We start from the raw sequence: 16,354 nt of genomic DNA, 5'->3' as shown, positions 1-16,354 counted from the left end.
AAATCCGTTAGCCCGCAGCAACTCTTATACGAATGGTAGCATTTACCACTGGTATGAACGTCGGCGCGTTCGTGTGTTCCTGTGCAAACACTTGCGACATCGATCTCGAAGGCGTCCGAGACGGCGTCAGAGACGTCGAGGTCGTTGCGAGTTCCTCACACCTCTGTGACGATGGCCTCCCGGCCATGGCCCACCTCATCGAAGAGTACGATCTGGACCAACTCCTCGTGACCACGCCCGAACCGCGGTGTCAGGACGCCATTCGGGAGGTTGCGATAGAACGGGGACTTCACCCCGACGCGACGGCCTTCGTCGACCACCGCGAGGGGGCCGCGTGGATTCACGACCGCGACGCGGCCACCGCCAAGACCGCTCGCCTGCTCAACGCCCGTCGGACGGGTCTCGGCCACGAACCGATATCCCGGACCGTCTCCCGGGACGCGGGCGAGGCTGTCGCCGTCGTCGGCGACCCCGAGACGGCGGCGGCGCTCGCGGACACCGCCGACGTGACGCTGATCGCCAACGGGCAGGATTTCGACGCCGTCGACGCCGACCTCGACGACGTGACGCTCGCCCGCGGCCGCGTCGTCGACGTGGTCGGCGAGTACGGGAACTTCGAGGTCGAACTCCGCGCCCGGGTCACCGAGGACTGCATCTCGTGTATGGACTGCGTCCACGAGGGGCCGGACGGGATGGTGACTCGCGCGCCCGTGGACATCGATCCGGCGGCCCCGGACGGCGAGTGGGCCGACTGCTGTCCGGTCGATGCCATCGACCTCGACGGCGTCGAGCGGACGCTGGAGGCGGATCAGGTGATCTTCCCCGCGGCGACCGGCACGGCAAAGAGCGGCCAGATCGGCCTCTACACCGGCCCGGTCGACGGGGCGACCATCGCGGCCGTCGAGGACCTCCTCGGCGGCATCGAGAAACCGAAACACCTCGACCTCGACATGGACGTGTGCGCCGCCGGCGAGTCGAGCCAGCCCGGCTGTAACGCCTGTGTCGACGCCTGTCCGCACGGCGCCGTCGACCGGCCGCACGTCGACGAGGTGTCGTTCGACCTCGTGGCCTGTCAGGACTGCGGCGCGTGTACGAGCGCCTGTCCGACCGGCGCGACGACCCTCCGCGACCCCTCGAACGAACGCATCGCGCGCGAGGTGGAGACGCTCCTCGACCCCGGTGAGGACGACGGTCTCCTCGGCGGGCTTCGCGGCAACGACGGCATCGAGACGCCAGTCGTCGCCTTCGTCTGTTCCGAGCGGGCGGACGACGCTCTCCGGCGCTACGGACGCCTCGCCCGCGAGGACGACGACCTGCGCTACCCGCCCGTCCTCCCCGTCCGGGTCAACTGCACCGACACGGTCGGTGAAGCACACGTCATGCACGCCCTCGCCGCGGGCGCCGACGGCGTGGCCATCGTCGGCTGTGGCGGCTCCTGCCTCCACTCCGGTCCCGATCCGAAGGCGGAACTCGTCCGCCGACTCGACCGGGCGACGACCGACCTCGGCCTCGGCGAACGCGTCACGTTCCTCGCGCCCGACCCACAGGAGCCGAAGGCGTTCGTCGAGGAACTCTCCCAGTTCGTCGTCGAACTCGATCCGACGCCCGTCCCGGCCGGCGACCACGAAGCGACCGGCACGGTTCGAGACGACAAGCCGAACCCGCCCTTCAACAGCCACGACTGGACGCTGGAGAGCGTCCGTGCCGTCCTCGAACACGTCGACCCACCACGGGAGATGATCCGCGGCCTGAAGGACTTCGGCTGGATGGAGGTGTCCGACGCCTGCAACCTCACCCCCACCTGCTCGACGATGTGTCCGACCGATGCCATCCGCCGGACCGACGACGCCGACCTCCAGTTCAACCACGAGGACTGCGTCAACTGCGGCCTCTGCGAGGAAGGGTGTCCCGAGATAGCCATCACCATGCACGACGGCCTCGACCTCTCGAAACTCCCCGAGAACCGCGACGGGGAACGCTGGGAGACGGTGTACGAGGGCGAGATGCGAAACTGCGTCCGCTGTGGCAAGGCGTTCGCCAGCGAAGGCACCGCCGAACACATCGCGGGCGAGGTCGGTGAACTGGTCGAAGGCGTCGCACCCAAAGCCGAACACAGCATCTTCGAGTACTGTGCCGACTGTCGTGCCTATCTCCTCTTCGAGGAGGGGGGTCGATGATGGACGAACAGGCCCTCTACGAGTCGCGTCTCGAACTCGTCGACTTCCTCATCGAAGCGCTCCACGACGTGCCCGACGAGGAGTTCGTCGAGACGCTGCTCTCCGGCGACATCCGAATCCCCGAGGGCGAGGTGAACGAACCCCTCGACCGTGGGTTCGACGAACTCCGCACGTTCATCGACGAGCATCAGGAGTACGACCTCGACGTCGTACAGGAAGTACTCGAACAGGAGTACACGCGGCTCCTCGTCGGCCCGCGACCGCCGGTCGTCGCCCACGAGACGTACTACCGCGAGGACGCCGACTACCTCGGCGAGGGGCTGGCCGAACTGGAGGCGAGTTACAGCGCCGCCGGCTGGGCGCCGCCGGAGGAGTACCCGGAGGAGAACGACTTCGTCGCCGTCGAACTCGCCTTCCTCCGCAACCTGATCGACCGGCAACGCCGTGGTGCCGAGGTGGCGGTCGGCTTCGAACGCGTCTTCCTCGACGAACACGCGCTGACGTGGGTGGACCCGTTCACCACCGACCTTCGGCAAGAGACGGATAGTCGGCTGTACGTCGCTGTCGCGTACATCTACGAGGGCGTCCTCGAGTTCGAGGACGAACTCGTCGCGCAGATGATCTAGGTTCGGTCGGCGAGGGCGACGACCCCGATCAGGCCGACGAGCGAGAGGCCGAGGAGAACGAGCGTCACCGGCGTCGCCAGCGCCATCGCCTGTTCCATCCGGAAGTACCACCGCCACGTCTTGGCGAACTCCGCGAGGATGGCCACCGTCGCGGCGCCGAGAACGACGAGTACGAGCCCACCGACCGACAGGAGCGTCAGGCCGCGAAAGAGCCTCGACGGACTCGGCAGATCACTCATCGACGATCACCCGTCCGATCAGCAACAGTGCTGCCGTCGGGAGTAACAGGAGCAGGACGCCCGCGACGAACACGCCGATGTAGCTGACCGTCGATTCGAGGTGGATGGCCCAGTGCCAGGTCCCCTTGATTTCGGCGATGATTCCGACGGTGCCGACCGCCAACAGCGCTAGCACGAGTAGCGAGCCCAACACGTACGTCGTCCCCTGCAGGTATCCGAGCACGCGAGCGGGCGTCGACGGGTCCGACTCGCCCCCCGCCGCTGTGACGGCTTCCCGCTCGTTCGACTCTGCCTCAGCCATCGTTTCCACCGTCGGCTGATGGCGCGTACGTTCGGTACATATCGTAGACGACGAACGCTGCGACGACGGCACCGACGAGTAACAACGGGACGGCGAGACGGATCGGGAGCGGTCCATACGTGGCCCCGAAGCTCTGGTGCATGAGTTTCCTCGTTGTCTCTCATTGGGGCGCTCAGGGACATATACTCTCTGGTCAGTTCGGTGCGTCGAGGGCCGCTCGCCCGGCTTGGCGAGATGCTTATTATCTTCGCAGCCTTCGGACGAGCAAGACGATGACATCCCGACGGTCGGCGCTCGCACGTCTCGGAGGGGTCGCCGGCGCCATCGGCCTCTCCGGGTGCGCGCAGTTTCTCGAGTCGGCCAGCGACAGCGGGACCGACCTGCCGCCCAACCCCCACGCTGCCGACCTCCCCAACCGACAGTTCGCCCAGACCGAGTACCTGCCCACGAACGCCGCCGGGAACGACCTCCAGGCACGCTACCGCCGCCTCCTGTTTCTGAATCTCGACGTCGACCCGTCGACCGAGGCCGCCCGAACCGTCGAGCGCGGCATGCGGACCATCGAGGCGGCCTACGACTGGAGTACGGAGGGGGTCTTTCACGTCCTCGGCTGGGGGACCGCCTACTTCCGTCGACTCGGCAAACTGACCGAGGCCCCCATCTCGAAACCGCAGGTGCTCTCGCGGACGGACAACCCGGACCTCCTCGAGTTCGACGCCGTCCTGGTCCTCGAAAGCGACGTTCCGTCCCAGTTGACGGCCATCGAGAACGCCATGTTCCGTTCGCGGGCCGGCGGGACGCTGAACGGCGAACCGGTCGAGCACTCGCTCGGAGACGTGTTCTCCATCGCGGAGGTTCGGACGGGCTTTCTCGGGGAGGGACTCCCGGCGCAGCACGCGGACGTCGAGGGCATCCCCGCCGGCGCCCTCTCGCAGGACGACCCCACCTTCATGGGCTTTTTCTCGGATCGGCAGGGGACGCAGGCGAGCGAGGACTTCGTGACCATCCCGGACGGCAAGTTCGCGGGCGGCACGACGCTCCACGCCGCCCACCTGACGCAGAATCTCGATACGTGGTGGGAGGGACTGGACGACGCCGGCCGCGTCGCCCGGATGTTCTCACCGGAGTTCGACCCGTCCGACATCCCGAACTTCGAGTCCAACGTCCCCTTCAGCGACGCCGTCCGCGACCACGCCAGGGAGTTCGATGTCGTTGGCCACCACGAGAAGGTCGCGCAGGTGCGACGCGACGGCAAGCCGCTCATCCTCCGCCGCGACTTCAACACGACCGACGGCGACCACGCCGGAGTTCACTTCCTCTCCTTCCAGCAGCGACTCCAGCACTTCCGGGCGACCCGTCGCGCCATGAACGGCTGGTACGTGCGCGACGATAGTCCGGCGATCACCGACCGGGAGAACAACGGCATCCTCAACTTCATCGACGTGCAGTCGCGGGCGAACTTCTACGTGCCGCCCCGTGACAAGCGCGCGTTCCCGCTGTACTGAAAACTGATTACTCTACGTCTTCGATGACCGAGTCCAGATCGTCGGAGCCGCTGATGTCCTCGGCACGGATCTCGCCGTCGATTTCGCCCTCGTTGAGTTCGTGCGGAGCGATGTTGTACTCCCAGACTTCTTTGCCCCTGTACGTCCCACTACCCGTCTTCGGGCGCCAGTCGAGGTCCTTCTTTGTCATGCACTATCACGGTTTCACGTCGTGGCTACTAAATCCTTCGCCGATCTGACGGGATGGCTCGTCGCCCGCCGCTCAGACCGGCGGCGCGTTCGGCGGCCGGTCGTCGTCGCCGGGGAAGGCGCCGACGAAGAGGTCGACGTGGAGTCGGAGGATGGTCGCTTCGTCGAGACCGGTGTCGTCGGCCTGCGCGGACAGGAGCCGCGAGAGTTCGTCGCTCGGAGCGTAGTCGATCCGACCGGCCTCGGCGTCCACGTCGAACGACACCTCCGTCCGGCCGGAGACGAGATACTCGATCTCCAGCAGGGCCTGTTCGGCTTTCGTCTCGAGGGCGGTTTCCCGCTCCTCCAGCCGGGCTTCGGCCCACTCGTCCGCGGCGGCGACGAACCGCTCCGTCAGGTCGATTGTGAGGCTCAGAAGGAGACCCCTTCCCCTTGGAACGCCGGTTCGAACCGCGCGGACTCCCCGCAGGCCGGACAGGTCTGGACGACGGCTTCGCTGTCGACGAGCCCGAGGCGAGTGAAGTGCCCGCACTCGCTACACTCGTACTGCATCGCTCACTCCCACGGTTCGGGTGCCGGTTCTTCCTCACCCAATTCGCCGTAGAGCACGAGCAGGAGCGCCAGCACTCCACCCATCACGAAGATGCCGAGGAGCCCCGAAATCGGCGTCTGCCCGACGCCACCGCTCGACAGCGGTCCCATCCGGCCGTACACCTGTAGGATCGTCAGTACGAGCCAGATGGCGGCGAAAAAGACGCCGAGTGTGACGATTCGTGCCTGTGTGAACGCGGTTCTAACACCCATGGTAGCTCAACACATACTTGGCGGGTTTGTCATAAAAATTTACTCCTCGTTCAGCTCCCAGTCGGCCTTCTCCGCGGCCTCCGAGAGCGGGACGAACTCCCAGTCGGCCTCGGCGGCGACGCGTTCGTCCTCGCCTGCGATGCCGACGACGACCATCCGCTTCGCGTAGAACATGGACCGCGGACCGACCTCGGCGAGGCGCTCGCCCGGGCCGGTACCCGTGCCGCTGAAGAAGTCGGCGTCGACGCCGTTCTGCCGCTGAAACCGATTGATGACCGGTGTGTCTACGTGGCCGACGATGCCGACCCAGTCCGCCCACGACTCCGCGTCGGCGAACGCCGACGCCGGATACGCGAGCCGTTTGGCCGCCTTGTACGTCAGCGCCATCGTCATGTCGTCGGCGTCCTCGCCGTGGGGGGCCGCGCCCGTCGCGTCGTGCTGTGTGGTCGTCCCGTCCGCGTCGGCCGTGCCGTCGTCCGGGACGCCTCCCTCCACGGCCGCCCGATCACTGGCGGGCGAACTCCCCGCGCCACCGCCCTCGACGGGGATGCCGACGGGTTTGTCGTCGCCCTGTCGGGGGACGCGTGGCGTCGCGGCGTGACCGCCCCCGTCATCGCTGCTTGCGGTCTCGTCACTGATCGTCTCTCGTGCACGCTGTGTCCCAAAGGAGTCGTCCGGTTCGTCGGCAGGGTCGCCTTCACCCTGCCAGAACCAGTCGCCCCGGTTCGGTTCGTCGTCCGGTTCGCCGTCGTCCGTGTCGATGTCGTCCAGATCGATTCGGTCAGTCATGGTTGCGGTCGCGGCACCTCTGTCCCCACCTGCGGTTGATCACGAGTCGCTTCCCGGCGTAAAGGTGGCACCATGTTACCACCCACCACAATAAAACCTATCGCCCGGCCACGCCGCCGACTCGGCCATAGGGCGCGAATAATTAACAATCGGTGACACGCATTGGTAGGTGTATGTCCGAAACGACCACTCGGCTGGAACCACTGAATCCGCGTCCGCTCGCCGACCGAACCTGCCTCGTCACGGGATCCTCGCGTGGCATCGGTCGCTCTATCGCGCTCGAATTCGCGCGCTGTGGCGCGGACGTGGTCGTGAACTACCGGAGTTCCGACGAGGCGGCCCGCGAGGTCGAGGAGATCATCGAGGCGAACGGCGAGACGGCGATGTGTGCGCAGGCCGACGTGGCGAAACCGGACGAGGTCGAACGGATGGCGACCGAGATTCACGACGAACTCGGTGCGGTGGACGTACTGGTCAACAACGCCGGCATCACCATCGACCGCAAGTTCGAGGAGATGACCTACGAGGACTGGCAGACGGTCATCGACGTCAACCTCGGCGGCACGTTCAACTGCACCAAGGCGTTTTTCGACGACATCCGCGACGCCGACCACGGCCGTCTCATCAACATCTCCAGCGTGGTCGGCCAGCAAGGCAACTACGGGCAGGCCAACTACGCCACCTCGAAAGGCGGGATGTTCGCGTTCACGCGGACGCTCGCGCTCGAACTCGCCGCCTCCGGTTCCACCGCCAACTGCGTCGCCCCGGGGTTCGTCAAGACGGACATGCTGGAGAAGGTGCCCGAACGCGTTCAGGACAAGATCCGGGCCAAGATCCCGCTCGACCGCTTCGCCGACCCCGAGGATATCGTCGGAATAGTCCGCTTCCTCGCCAGCGACCACGCCAGCTACATGACCGGACAGGTCCTCGGCGTCAACGGCGGGCTGGAGTGGTGAGGGCGGGGTCGATCATCGGACAGCACGCATGGTAACCGTCGTCGCCATTTCGGGCAGCCTCCGGGCACACAGTTACACGCGACTCGCGCTCCGGCGCGCTCTCGACGCCGCCGCGGACGCCGGCGCCGAGACCGATCTCCTCGACCTTCGATCGTTCGACCTGCCGCCACTGAACCCCGACGTGGACGATCAGGGCGACAGCGCGGCCTTCACCCGACGGGTCCGTGAAGCCGACGCCGTGTTGCTCGGGACGCCCATGTACCACGGCTCCTACTCCGGGGTCCTGAAGAACGCCCTCGATCACTGTGGGTTCGACGAGTTCGAGGGCAAGACCGTCGGCTTGCTGGGCGTCGCCGGCGGCGCCTTTCCCATTACCGCGCTCGAACACCTGCGCTCGGTCTGTCGCGCCCTCGACGCGTGGGTGCTCCCCCATCAGGCGGCCATCCCGCACGCGTCGTCGGCGTTCGACGACGACTCGCTGGTTGACGACCGCCTCGACGCTCGGGTCGCCACGCTCGGCCGCCGCGTCGTCGAGTACGCCAATATCGAACCCGACCCCGCGACGTTCGAGAGCGACCAGAACGTGGGTGGGTAGACCGGATCGGACCGGACCAGAATCCCTTTGCCGGCCGGCGTCCCAGAATCGTTCGTGACGACGTGGGTCGAGAACCCCCGCGGTGGCCGGGACCGCGGACCGCGCGGCATCGCCCGCGCGTGGATCGAGGTGCTGATCCGCCCGCGCCGGTTCTTCGAGAACGGCGTCGCTCCGGGCGATCAGGCGCCGGGTCTCGTCTTCGCGGTCGTGATGGCCGTCAGCTACGCCCTCCTTCTCGCCCTGTTCGACCCGCTTCGCTTCCCCGCGTCCGGCCCGCTCCGGGCCGCGGTGGTCGTGTTGCTCGTCGCCCTCCTGGTCGCGCCGGCCGTCCTCCACCTCCTCGCGGCGCTCCAGACGCTGTGTCTGATGGCCGCCGTTCGCGACCGGGCGGGCGTCAGCGAGACGGTGCAGGTGATCGCCTACGCCGCCGCGCCGTGTCCGCTGGCCGCGGTGCCGAACGCCGGCCTTCGTGTCTCCTGCTGTCTGTACGCGTTCGCGTTGCTCGTCGTCGGCCTCTCGACCGTCCACGAGACGACGACCGGCCGGGCCGCCCTCGCCGCCGCGTTGCCCGCCGCCATCCTCTTCGGCGTCGGCTTCGGCGGCTTCGACGCGTTCGTCACGCTCCTGCGGGTCTGGTACATCATCTGAGCCGGGACGGTGCTCACCGACACTGATACAGGGCGAGCGGCCGCTGTCGGCGTGTCGGCGGTGGAGGAGTTTCGACAATCGTTTTAGGGTGGGCCTGTTCGATTCGATCAATGGATTGGATCACCCACGAAGAAGACGTCTGGTTTGATTTCCGCGGTTCCCGACCGGACCAACTGGTCTCGGGCCGATACTACAAGGGGACGGTCGACGGCTTCGCCGACTTCGGCGTGTTCGTCGACCTCTCCCCCGGCGTGACGGGGCTGCTCCACCGGAGCGAACTCGACCGTCGCCTCGAAAGTCTCGACTGGGAACCCGGAGACACCGTGTTCGTCCAGGTGAAAAACGTCCGCGACAACGGCAACGTCGACCTCGCGTGGTCGAAACGACAGTCCGGCGACGAGTTCCGCGGCGCACAGATTCACGACCCCGAGGGCGACGCCGACGGCGAGTCCATCGAGTCCGATTCGGACGACGCCGACGAGAGCGAATCGTCCGGTCCCGTGCGACAGACGCCGACCCCGGACCACAGCGAGGAGGCGACGAACGGCGACGCCGAATCGCTGACCCGCGGTGGCGAGAGCGCGGCCGAATCGGAGACCGAACCGCAGACGGAAACGGACACGGAGACGACCGAGTCCCGGGCCGACGAAGCCGAACCGACTGCCGACCGCGAACGCGTCGATATCGACGCGCTCGACGACTGCGTCGGCGACACCGTTCGTCTGGAAGGCGAGATCGTCGGTGTCCGCCAGACCAGCGGCCCGACGGTGTTCGAACTCCGCGACGCCTCCGGCGTCGTCGACTGTGCGGCCTTCGTCGAGGCGGGCGTCCGCGCCTACCCCGACGTCGAAGTCGGCAGCGTCGTCCGACTGGACGGCGAGGTCGAACGCCGCTACGACGAACTGCAGGTCGAGACCGAATCGCTCACCATTCTGGAGGACGACGAGGCCGCGGCCGTCGAACGCCGACTGGCCGACGCGCTGACCGCCGAGGCCCGCCCCGACTCCGTGACGGCGCTCGTCGATCACGACGCCATCGGCGCCGTGGCCGACGACCTCGTCGACGCCGCGGAGACGATCCGACGGGCCGTCCTCGAATCGCGGCCCGTGGTCGTCCGCCACGCCGCGACCGCCGACGGCTACGTCGCCGGCGCGGCCATCGAGCGCGCCGTCCTCCCGCTGATCCGCGAGGAGCACGCCGCCGCCGACGCCGAGTACCACTACTTCACGCGTCGACCGCTCGAGGAGTCGGTCTACGACATGGACGACGCGACCAACGACGTGACGCGGATGCTCCAGGACCGCGACCGTCACGACGAGAAACTGCCACTCGTCCTCCTCGTCGGCACGGGCAGTACGGTCGAATCCAGTGACGGGCTCGGACTGCTCGGCATCTACGGCGCTCGCCGCGTCGTCATCGACGCCGAGGTGGCCGACGCCGCGGTGGCCGAGGACTGCGACGCCATCGTCAACCCCGGCCTCGCCGGCGCCGACGCCACCGACCTCTCGACGGGGACGCTCGCGGCCACGCTCGCCGCCACGGTCGACCCCGAGGTCAGCGACGACCTCGCACACCTCCCCGCCGTCTCCTACTGGGGCGACGCCCCGGAGGCGTACGTCGACCTCGCGGCCGACGCGGGCTACGACGCCGACCGCACGCGCGAACTCCGCGAAGCCATCGCGCTGGAGGCGTACTACCAGTCCTACGAGGACAAGCGCGAACTCATCACCGACCTCCTGTTCGACGACGACGCCGGCGGCCTCGCCGGGCACGTCAGCGAGCAGTTCCGCCAGAAACTCGACGCCGAAGTCGACACGGCGACGGCCAACATCGACGCCCGCGACGAGGACGGCCTGACGGTCGAGGTGCTCGACACCGACGCCTACACCCACCGCTTCGACTTCCCGCCGACGGGCCTCCTGCTCGACGAACTCCACCGCCGCCGCGACGCCGACCTGATCGTCGGCGTCGGCACCGACGAGTGTTACCTCCGTGCGGCCGGTGACCTCGACGTGCGCGGTGTCGCCAGTGACGCCGCCGAACGCGTCGGTGACGCCGGCATCACCGCTGCGAGCATCCGCGACGGCCGCATCGAGTTCCTCTCCGGTCGCCGCGACGCCGCCGTCGACGCCGTCGTCGCCGCGGCCGCCGAACGGCTGTAACGTCCACAAAACACATTCTCCTCGGCCGTGTGTCGCCGTGACGTGCTCCGTCATACCGCCCTCCTGGTGGCCCTCCTCGTCCTCGTCGCCGGCTGTGCCGGGACTCCGTCGGAGACGGCAACGCCGACGGCCACCGACGACCCCGGAACGATCACGACACACGCCGACACGACGCCGACCCCACCCCCGACGACGTACGTCAGTCACTACCGGGCCTACGAGTACGAGGCCACGCCCATCACCGACGCCACGATGGCCCGCGAGGTGGCTCGTTCGCCGGCGGAGGTCGAAGCCGACGTGGCGTGGCGGGCGGCGTCCTTCACCCGTGACCTGTTCGCCGACGGGCGCGCGGTCCGGGTCGCCATCGACGACCCGACCCCGGAAGCGACGCCCGGCCCGTTCGAGAACGGGACCGTCGTCCGTTCGAACGGGACGTACTCCGAGATGGCGAAGCGGGTGGTCGGTCGCCACGAGGGGCCGGCCTACGAGATGCGTCTCCACGGCCCGATCCGTGAGGGGCGCGAGGCGTACGCCCGCGCTGACCGCGAAGCCGTGAACCTCTCTGCCCTCTCCTCGGTCGACCGGCGCGTCTTTACGTACGCCTTGCCGCCGCCACGAGCGCGTGACAGCGGCGTCGTCAGCGCGGGGTACACGTGGGTGTTCCCCGCCGACGCGGCCCCGTCCGACTCCGTCCTGACCGACGGCGACCCTCACTACGTCAGATACGACGGCGACCTCTTTCGGATCGAAGGCGAGCGACGCGGCCAGCCGGCCGTCAGATATCGCGTCGAGTACAGTCTCCGGCAGGTCGCCGACTCGGCGGCGGCGTTCGTCGACACGCGCCGCGACTCGCTGGTGACGCCGGTCGTGCGGACGAACGGGAGCGTCCCGGATCCGGCGGCCAGTGTCGTCTTCGCGGCGCTTTCGGGCGAACGCGTCTCGTGGGAGGGAACCGAGACGGCGCCGCCGCGTTACCGGGCCGCCGAGACGTGGATATACGACCACTCGCCGTCGGGCCGAACGGCGTACGTCCGGTACGACGGCCAGCTCTATCGGCTCCGCGTCTCGAAGGTGGTGGCGTGAGCGAGCGACATCCTTAACCCCACGACCCGACGACACGCAGACGATGACAAGCCGGAGGGCCGGATCGTGAGCACGGACGCCGACGCCAGCGAGAGCGACGCGTTTGAGCGCGTCTGCGAGGATCTGGTCGAGCGCATCCTCGACGACGACCTCGACCGCGACGGTCTCGAATCGGCCAAACTCGACGCCTGTTCCGAACACTCGGCGGCGAAGGTGCCGAAAAACGCCGACATCCTCCACCACGCCCCGGACGAGCGCCGCGACGAGGTGCAGGCGGTCGTCCAGCGCAAGCCCGTCCGCACCGCCTCGGGCGTCTCCCCCGTCGCCATCATGACCTCGCCGCACATGTGCCCGCACGGGAAGTGCCTCTACTGTCCCGGCGGCCCCGCTTCGGAGTTCGGGAGCGCCCAGAGCTATACGGGCCACGAACCCGCGGCGGCCCGCGGCGAGCAGAACGATTACGACCCGTACGGGCAGGTGACCCTTCGCCTCGAACAGCTCCGCCACATCGGCCACCCGGTCGACAAGGTGGAACTCATTCTGATGGGCGGGACGATGACCGCCCGGAGCCACGACTATCAGGAGTGGTTCGTCAAGCGGGCGCTGGAGGCACTCAACGACTACGACACGGACGCGACGCCGAACCCGGCGGAGGGACGGAGCTTCGCGGAAGAGGACCCCGAGTTCCGGTATCTGGAGGACGTGATCGCCGAGAACGAGACGGCCGACGTGCGCAACGTCGGCACCACGTTCGAGACCAAGCCCGACTGGTGCGGCCCGGAACAGATCGACCGGATGTTGAACCTCGGCGGCACGAAAGTCGAGGTGGGCGTCCAGACCACCTACGAGCGGATCAACCGCGAGATGCACCGCGGTCACGGTGTGCAGGCCTCCATCGACGCCAACCGTCGCCTCCGTGACGCCGCGTTCAAGGTCGGCTTCCACATGATGCCCGGCCAGCCCGGCATGACCTACGAGATGTGTCTGGAGGACTTCCGCCAGTTGTTCGAAGATCCGCGCTGGCGGCCGGACTACCTGAAGATCTATCCGACGCTCGTCGTCCGCGGCACCCGCACCTACGACATGTGGCGCCGTGACGACTTCGAACCCCTCGACAACGAGGAGGCCGCCGAACTCGTCGCGGAAGTGATGGACGTCATCCCGAAGTACACCCGCCTCCAGCGCGTCCAGCGGGACATCCCCGCCGACCACATCGACGCCGGGGTCTGGAAGTCCAACTTGCGGCAGCTAGCGACCCAGCGTGCCGAGGAGATGGGCATCACGCCGCGGGACATCCGCGCCCGCGAGGTGGGACACAACGACGCCGACCCGGACCCCGACCGGATCGAACTCGACGTGCTCACCTACGAGGCCGGCGGCGGGACGGAACATTTCATCAGTTTCGAGGACCCCGTGGCCGACCTGCTGATCGGCTTCTGCCGCCTGCGCTTCCCGAACGACCCCGTGCGCCGCGAACTGGCGAACGCCGCGCTGGTGCGCGAACTCCACGTCTACGGGAGCGAGGTCGGAATCCGTGACGAGACGGACGCCGACTGGCAACACCGGGGCTACGGCCGCCGCCTCCTCGAACGCGCGGAGGACCTCGCCGCCGAGGCGGGCTACGACAAGGTGAGCGTCATCAGCGGCATCGGCGTCCGGCAGTACTACCGCGAGAAACTCGGGTACTTCCAGGACGGCCCGTACGTCTCGAAGCGACTGGAGTGAGCGTGTCGTCCGAACGCATCCTCTGGGCGCTCGTCATCGCGGCCGTCCCCACCGCCGTCGCCGTCGCGCTCGCGCCACCGAATATCTACGCCCGCATCGTCGTCGCCGTCGGCGCCCTCGCCGCCTCGTTCCCGGCGGCGTACCTGCTGGCCGGCCTGCGGGCGTGACCTCTGCCGCCGGCAGGGCATTTCAAGACGACCGCTCGCGTAGGGCGACCGTGACCGACTCGGACTCGGAGGATGGCCGCCGACACGACGCCCTCGACCGTCATCCAACCGCCGGCCCGCGCAACTCCCTGTGGCACTGGACGGACGCCAAACACCCCCTCCGGATCGTCGTGAACTACCTCGCGGTCTGGCTGATCCGCGTCTCGCCCAGCCTGCGGGCAAAAAACTGGCTCCTCCGTCGCCTCGGCGCGACCGTCGGCCCCGGCGTCGCGTTCGGTCTCGAAGCGACGCCGGACGTGTTCTGGCCCGAACTCATCACGATCCACGCCGACGCCATCGTCGGCTACGACGCGACGCTCCTCTGTCACGAGTTCCTGACCGAGGAGTACCGGACGGGGGAGGTAGTGATCGGAGAGCGTGCGCTGATCGGCGCGGGCGCAGTCGTCCTCCCCGGCGTCGAAATCGGCGCCGACGCGAAGGTGGCAGCCAACTCGCTGGTGACCGAGGACGTGCCGCCGGGGACGACGGTGGTAGGGGTGCCGGCGACGCCGGTCGAGGGGGGCGTGGGCGCAGTCGAGGACGACGATTGACGCCCGCCTGCCGGGGTATGACCGCGATCATCTTCCGGTTTTTTGTGAACAGGGACCGTCACACCGTGCATGAGCCTCACGTCGTTGGGGGAGTTCCTGGGCGACGACGCACCCGAGGGCATCCCCGGTATCGCGGGGCGCTTCGACGGCAACCACATCCTGGTTCCGCTCCTCACGGCCGAGGTGCCGGCCCTCACCGACCAGCTCAAGATCGCCACGACGCTCGCGCGGGCGACCGGCGCCGCGCTCTCCGTGATCAACCCCGTCACCGTCCCCGAACAGACACCGAGGACGCTCGGCGGCGCGGCCAGCGACGCGACGGACGACGCGCTTCTGAACTGGGTGTTCGACCAAGCAGCCGATTCGACGCCACAACTCGACGGCGACTTCCTCCACACCCGGAACGTGGTCACGGGCGTTCTCCGGACCGTTCGTGCGAACGATGTCGACACGCTCGTGCTGCCGAGTCGGTCCCGCAGTCCCCGCCTCCGCAAGGGGGTCGTCGAGCGCATCGCGGTGCATGCCGACTGCGATGTCGTCGTCGTGAACGGCCAGCCCGGATACGAGCAGGTGCCGTCGATCCTGTTGCCGGTCGCTGGCGGTCCACACTCGGGATTCGCCGCCGACCTCGCCCAGGCCGTCGCGGCCGACTGTGACGCGTGGGTCGACATTCTGCACGTCGTGGACGAAGACGTGTCCACGCGGCGACGCGACGCAGCGACGGAACTCGTCGACGATGTCTATCACCGCATCGGCCGTCTCGAAACGACGACGACGTGGATTCTAGAGGCCGACGACGTCGCGGACGCGATCATCGAGCAGTCCCGCTACTACGGGCTCACGATCATCGGCGCCCCGACCAAGGGGCGCCTCCGCCAGTTCATCTTCGGGTCGACGAACCGCTCCGTGCGGACGAACGCGGGCAGTGTCGTCCTGTCGGTGCGAAACAACAGCCATCGTTCGACGGCGGGCGACTGACCGCCGCGACCCCACGCGGATCGAATCGCCGTCCCGTCACGACCGAATCCGCACGAAGCCGTCCGCGAACACCTTGCTGTTCGGGAAGACGTACTCCTCGCCGTCGGTTTCGACGTGCGTGACGAACAGGTCCATCTCCTGTACGATGCCGCGCACGTCGCCGACGCGAATCTCGTCGCCGATGGTGTAGGGCTGGTTGAGCAGGAGGTAGGTACCGACGGCGCCCGCGGAGAGCAGCTGGCGGAAGGCGATGCCACCGAGGAAGACGATGGCGAAGACGTAGGCGGCGAGCAGGACGATCAGTGCGTCCGTGGCGACGCCTACCTGTCCGAGGGCGATCAGCGCGGCCAGATAGAACACGCTGTATTTCGCCATCAGGGGAAGGACGCCGATCTGTGGAATCTTCACGCCGCGGAAGCGCTCGGAGACGACCAGTTCCACCTTGTCGCCGAGCAGGACGCCGACGATGAGGACGATGACGGCGAAAAAGAGCTGTGGCAGGAAGCCGGCGACGGCGTTCCAGAACTGCGCGACGTACTGGATTTCGGCGACGGCGACGGCGGCGAAGACGGCCAGTCCGAACACGAAATAGCCCGCGATAGCGGCGAGGATGTCGACCGTCGAGGTGCCGAACTCGCGGGCGGTGCGCTCGAAGGCCGTCCCCTCGATGGCGCCGGGGACACCGATCCGCTCGAGGACCCGCCGGGCGAGGATGCGCGTCAGCCACCCGAGAATGAGGCCGAAAAAGAGGGTCGCGAAGGCGAGCCAGAACCGGATCGGCACGGTCTCGACGAGTTCGCGGATCGTGCCGCCCTGCATT

The 16,354-nt window shown here is 67.9% G+C and carries 20 protein-coding genes; 12 read left to right on the top strand and 8 right to left on the bottom strand.

The window, feature by feature from the left end:
• The first annotated feature begins 53 nt into the window (after window positions 1–53).
• On the top strand, window positions 54–2,177 hold the full coding sequence (locus DU502_RS13705; protein ID WP_121920283.1) for a hydrogenase iron-sulfur subunit: 2,124 nt from the start codon (window positions 54–56) through the stop codon (window positions 2,175–2,177).
• Complete coding sequence (locus DU502_RS13700; RefSeq protein ID WP_121920284.1) at window positions 2,177–2,803, top strand: TorD/DmsD family molecular chaperone; 627 nt, start codon at window positions 2,177–2,179, stop codon at window positions 2,801–2,803. Before DU502_RS13705 ends, DU502_RS13700 begins: the two co-directional genes overlap by 1 nt.
• Here DU502_RS13700 and DU502_RS13695 read toward each other — a convergent pair.
• Genes DU502_RS13695 through DU502_RS18365 form a run of 3 tightly spaced genes read right to left on the bottom strand, consistent with a single transcriptional unit; the run spans window position 2,800 to window position 3,485 of the window.
• The gene (locus tag DU502_RS13695) at window positions 2,800–3,042 is read right to left on the bottom strand and encodes a hypothetical protein (RefSeq protein WP_121920285.1); all 243 of its coding nucleotides are present in this window, start codon (window positions 3,040–3,042) and stop codon (window positions 2,800–2,802) included. The two genes, DU502_RS13700 and DU502_RS13695, sit on opposite strands and share 4 nt — an antisense overlap.
• Window positions 3,035–3,343 carry a hypothetical protein gene (locus DU502_RS13690; RefSeq protein ID WP_199722707.1) on the bottom strand — a complete coding sequence of 103 codons (309 nt, stop codon included), beginning with the start codon at window positions 3,341–3,343 and terminating at the stop codon, window positions 3,035–3,037. The genes DU502_RS13695 and DU502_RS13690 overlap by 8 nt, the downstream gene beginning before the upstream one ends.
• The gene (locus DU502_RS18365; protein ID WP_158601160.1) at window positions 3,336–3,485 is read right to left on the bottom strand and encodes a hypothetical protein; all 150 of its coding nucleotides are present in this window, start codon (window positions 3,483–3,485) and stop codon (window positions 3,336–3,338) included. The genes DU502_RS13690 and DU502_RS18365 overlap by 8 nt, the downstream gene beginning before the upstream one ends.
• A gap of 130 nt (window positions 3,486–3,615) precedes the next feature.
• On the opposite strand from DU502_RS18365, the gene DU502_RS13685 reads away from it, so the two are divergent.
• Window positions 3,616–4,848 carry a DUF7405 family protein gene (locus tag DU502_RS13685; RefSeq protein ID WP_121920286.1) on the top strand — a complete coding sequence of 411 codons (1,233 nt, stop codon included), beginning with the start codon at window positions 3,616–3,618 and terminating at the stop codon, window positions 4,846–4,848.
• Between the two features lie 7 nt (window positions 4,849–4,855).
• On the opposite strand, the gene DU502_RS13680 is transcribed toward DU502_RS13685, so the two are convergent.
• The 4 genes from DU502_RS13680 to DU502_RS13665 form a co-directional block, all read right to left on the bottom strand.
• Window positions 4,856–5,038 carry a hypothetical protein gene (locus tag DU502_RS13680; protein WP_121920287.1) on the bottom strand — a complete coding sequence of 61 codons (183 nt, stop codon included), beginning with the start codon at window positions 5,036–5,038 and terminating at the stop codon, window positions 4,856–4,858.
• Window positions 5,039–5,110: 72 nt separating this feature from the next.
• Window positions 5,111–5,569: a hypothetical protein gene (locus tag DU502_RS13675; RefSeq protein WP_241966797.1), complete on the bottom strand. Its 459-nt coding sequence runs from the start codon at window positions 5,567–5,569 to the stop codon at window positions 5,111–5,113.
• A 23-nt stretch (window positions 5,570–5,592) separates the two neighbouring features.
• On the bottom strand, window positions 5,593–5,841 hold the full coding sequence (locus tag DU502_RS13670) for a hypothetical protein (protein WP_121920288.1): 249 nt from the start codon (window positions 5,839–5,841) through the stop codon (window positions 5,593–5,595).
• Window positions 5,842–5,880: 39 nt separating this feature from the next.
• Window positions 5,881–6,630: a DUF7124 domain-containing protein gene (locus tag DU502_RS13665; RefSeq protein WP_121920289.1), complete on the bottom strand. Its 750-nt coding sequence runs from the start codon at window positions 6,628–6,630 to the stop codon at window positions 5,881–5,883.
• 173 nt (window positions 6,631–6,803) lie between these two features.
• Here DU502_RS13665 and DU502_RS13660 point away from each other — a divergent pair, with 173 nt between their 5' ends.
• The 9 genes from DU502_RS13660 (at window position 6,804) to DU502_RS13625 (ending at window position 15,534) form a co-directional block, all read left to right on the top strand.
• On the top strand, window positions 6,804–7,586 hold the full coding sequence (locus DU502_RS13660) for a beta-ketoacyl-ACP reductase (protein ID WP_121920290.1): 783 nt from the start codon (window positions 6,804–6,806) through the stop codon (window positions 7,584–7,586).
• Between the two features lie 28 nt (window positions 7,587–7,614).
• On the top strand, window positions 7,615–8,181 hold the full coding sequence (locus tag DU502_RS13655) for an NADPH-dependent FMN reductase (protein WP_121920291.1): 567 nt from the start codon (window positions 7,615–7,617) through the stop codon (window positions 8,179–8,181).
• 54 nt (window positions 8,182–8,235) lie between these two features.
• On the top strand, window positions 8,236–8,829 hold the full coding sequence (locus DU502_RS13650) for a YIP1 family protein (protein WP_121920292.1): 594 nt from the start codon (window positions 8,236–8,238) through the stop codon (window positions 8,827–8,829).
• Between the two features lie 110 nt (window positions 8,830–8,939).
• Entirely contained in the window at window positions 8,940–10,991 is a 2,052-nt protein-coding gene (locus DU502_RS13645) for a DHH family phosphoesterase (RefSeq protein WP_121920293.1), read from the top strand.
• Between the two features lie 42 nt (window positions 10,992–11,033).
• On the top strand, window positions 11,034–12,074 hold the full coding sequence (locus DU502_RS13640) for a hypothetical protein (RefSeq protein WP_121920294.1): 1,041 nt from the start codon (window positions 11,034–11,036) through the stop codon (window positions 12,072–12,074).
• Window positions 12,075–12,140: 66 nt separating this feature from the next.
• Complete coding sequence (locus DU502_RS13635) at window positions 12,141–13,799, top strand: tRNA uridine(34) 5-carboxymethylaminomethyl modification radical SAM/GNAT enzyme Elp3 (protein ID WP_121920295.1); 1,659 nt, start codon at window positions 12,141–12,143, stop codon at window positions 13,797–13,799.
• Window positions 13,800–13,801: 2 nt separating this feature from the next.
• Complete coding sequence (locus tag DU502_RS18360; protein WP_166033682.1) at window positions 13,802–13,966, top strand: hypothetical protein; 165 nt, start codon at window positions 13,802–13,804, stop codon at window positions 13,964–13,966.
• Between the two features lie 50 nt (window positions 13,967–14,016).
• Complete coding sequence (locus DU502_RS13630) at window positions 14,017–14,556, top strand: acyltransferase (protein WP_121920296.1); 540 nt, start codon at window positions 14,017–14,019, stop codon at window positions 14,554–14,556.
• A gap of 69 nt (window positions 14,557–14,625) precedes the next feature.
• Complete coding sequence (locus tag DU502_RS13625; protein WP_121920297.1) at window positions 14,626–15,534, top strand: universal stress protein; 909 nt, start codon at window positions 14,626–14,628, stop codon at window positions 15,532–15,534.
• Window positions 15,535–15,570: 36 nt separating this feature from the next.
• On the opposite strand, the gene DU502_RS13620 is transcribed toward DU502_RS13625, so the two are convergent.
• Window positions 15,571–16,353 (bottom strand): mechanosensitive ion channel domain-containing protein, encoded by a 783-nt coding sequence (locus DU502_RS13620; protein ID WP_121920298.1) that lies wholly within the window; start codon window positions 16,351–16,353, stop codon window positions 15,571–15,573.
• Between the last annotated feature and the right edge of the window lies 1 nt (window position 16,354).

This window comes from Haloplanus aerogenes (genome assembly GCF_003856835.1).
GTDB lineage: Archaea > Halobacteriota > Halobacteria > Halobacteriales > Haloferacaceae > Haloplanus > Haloplanus aerogenes.
This window is presented reverse-complemented; position numbering and strand designations above follow the sequence as displayed.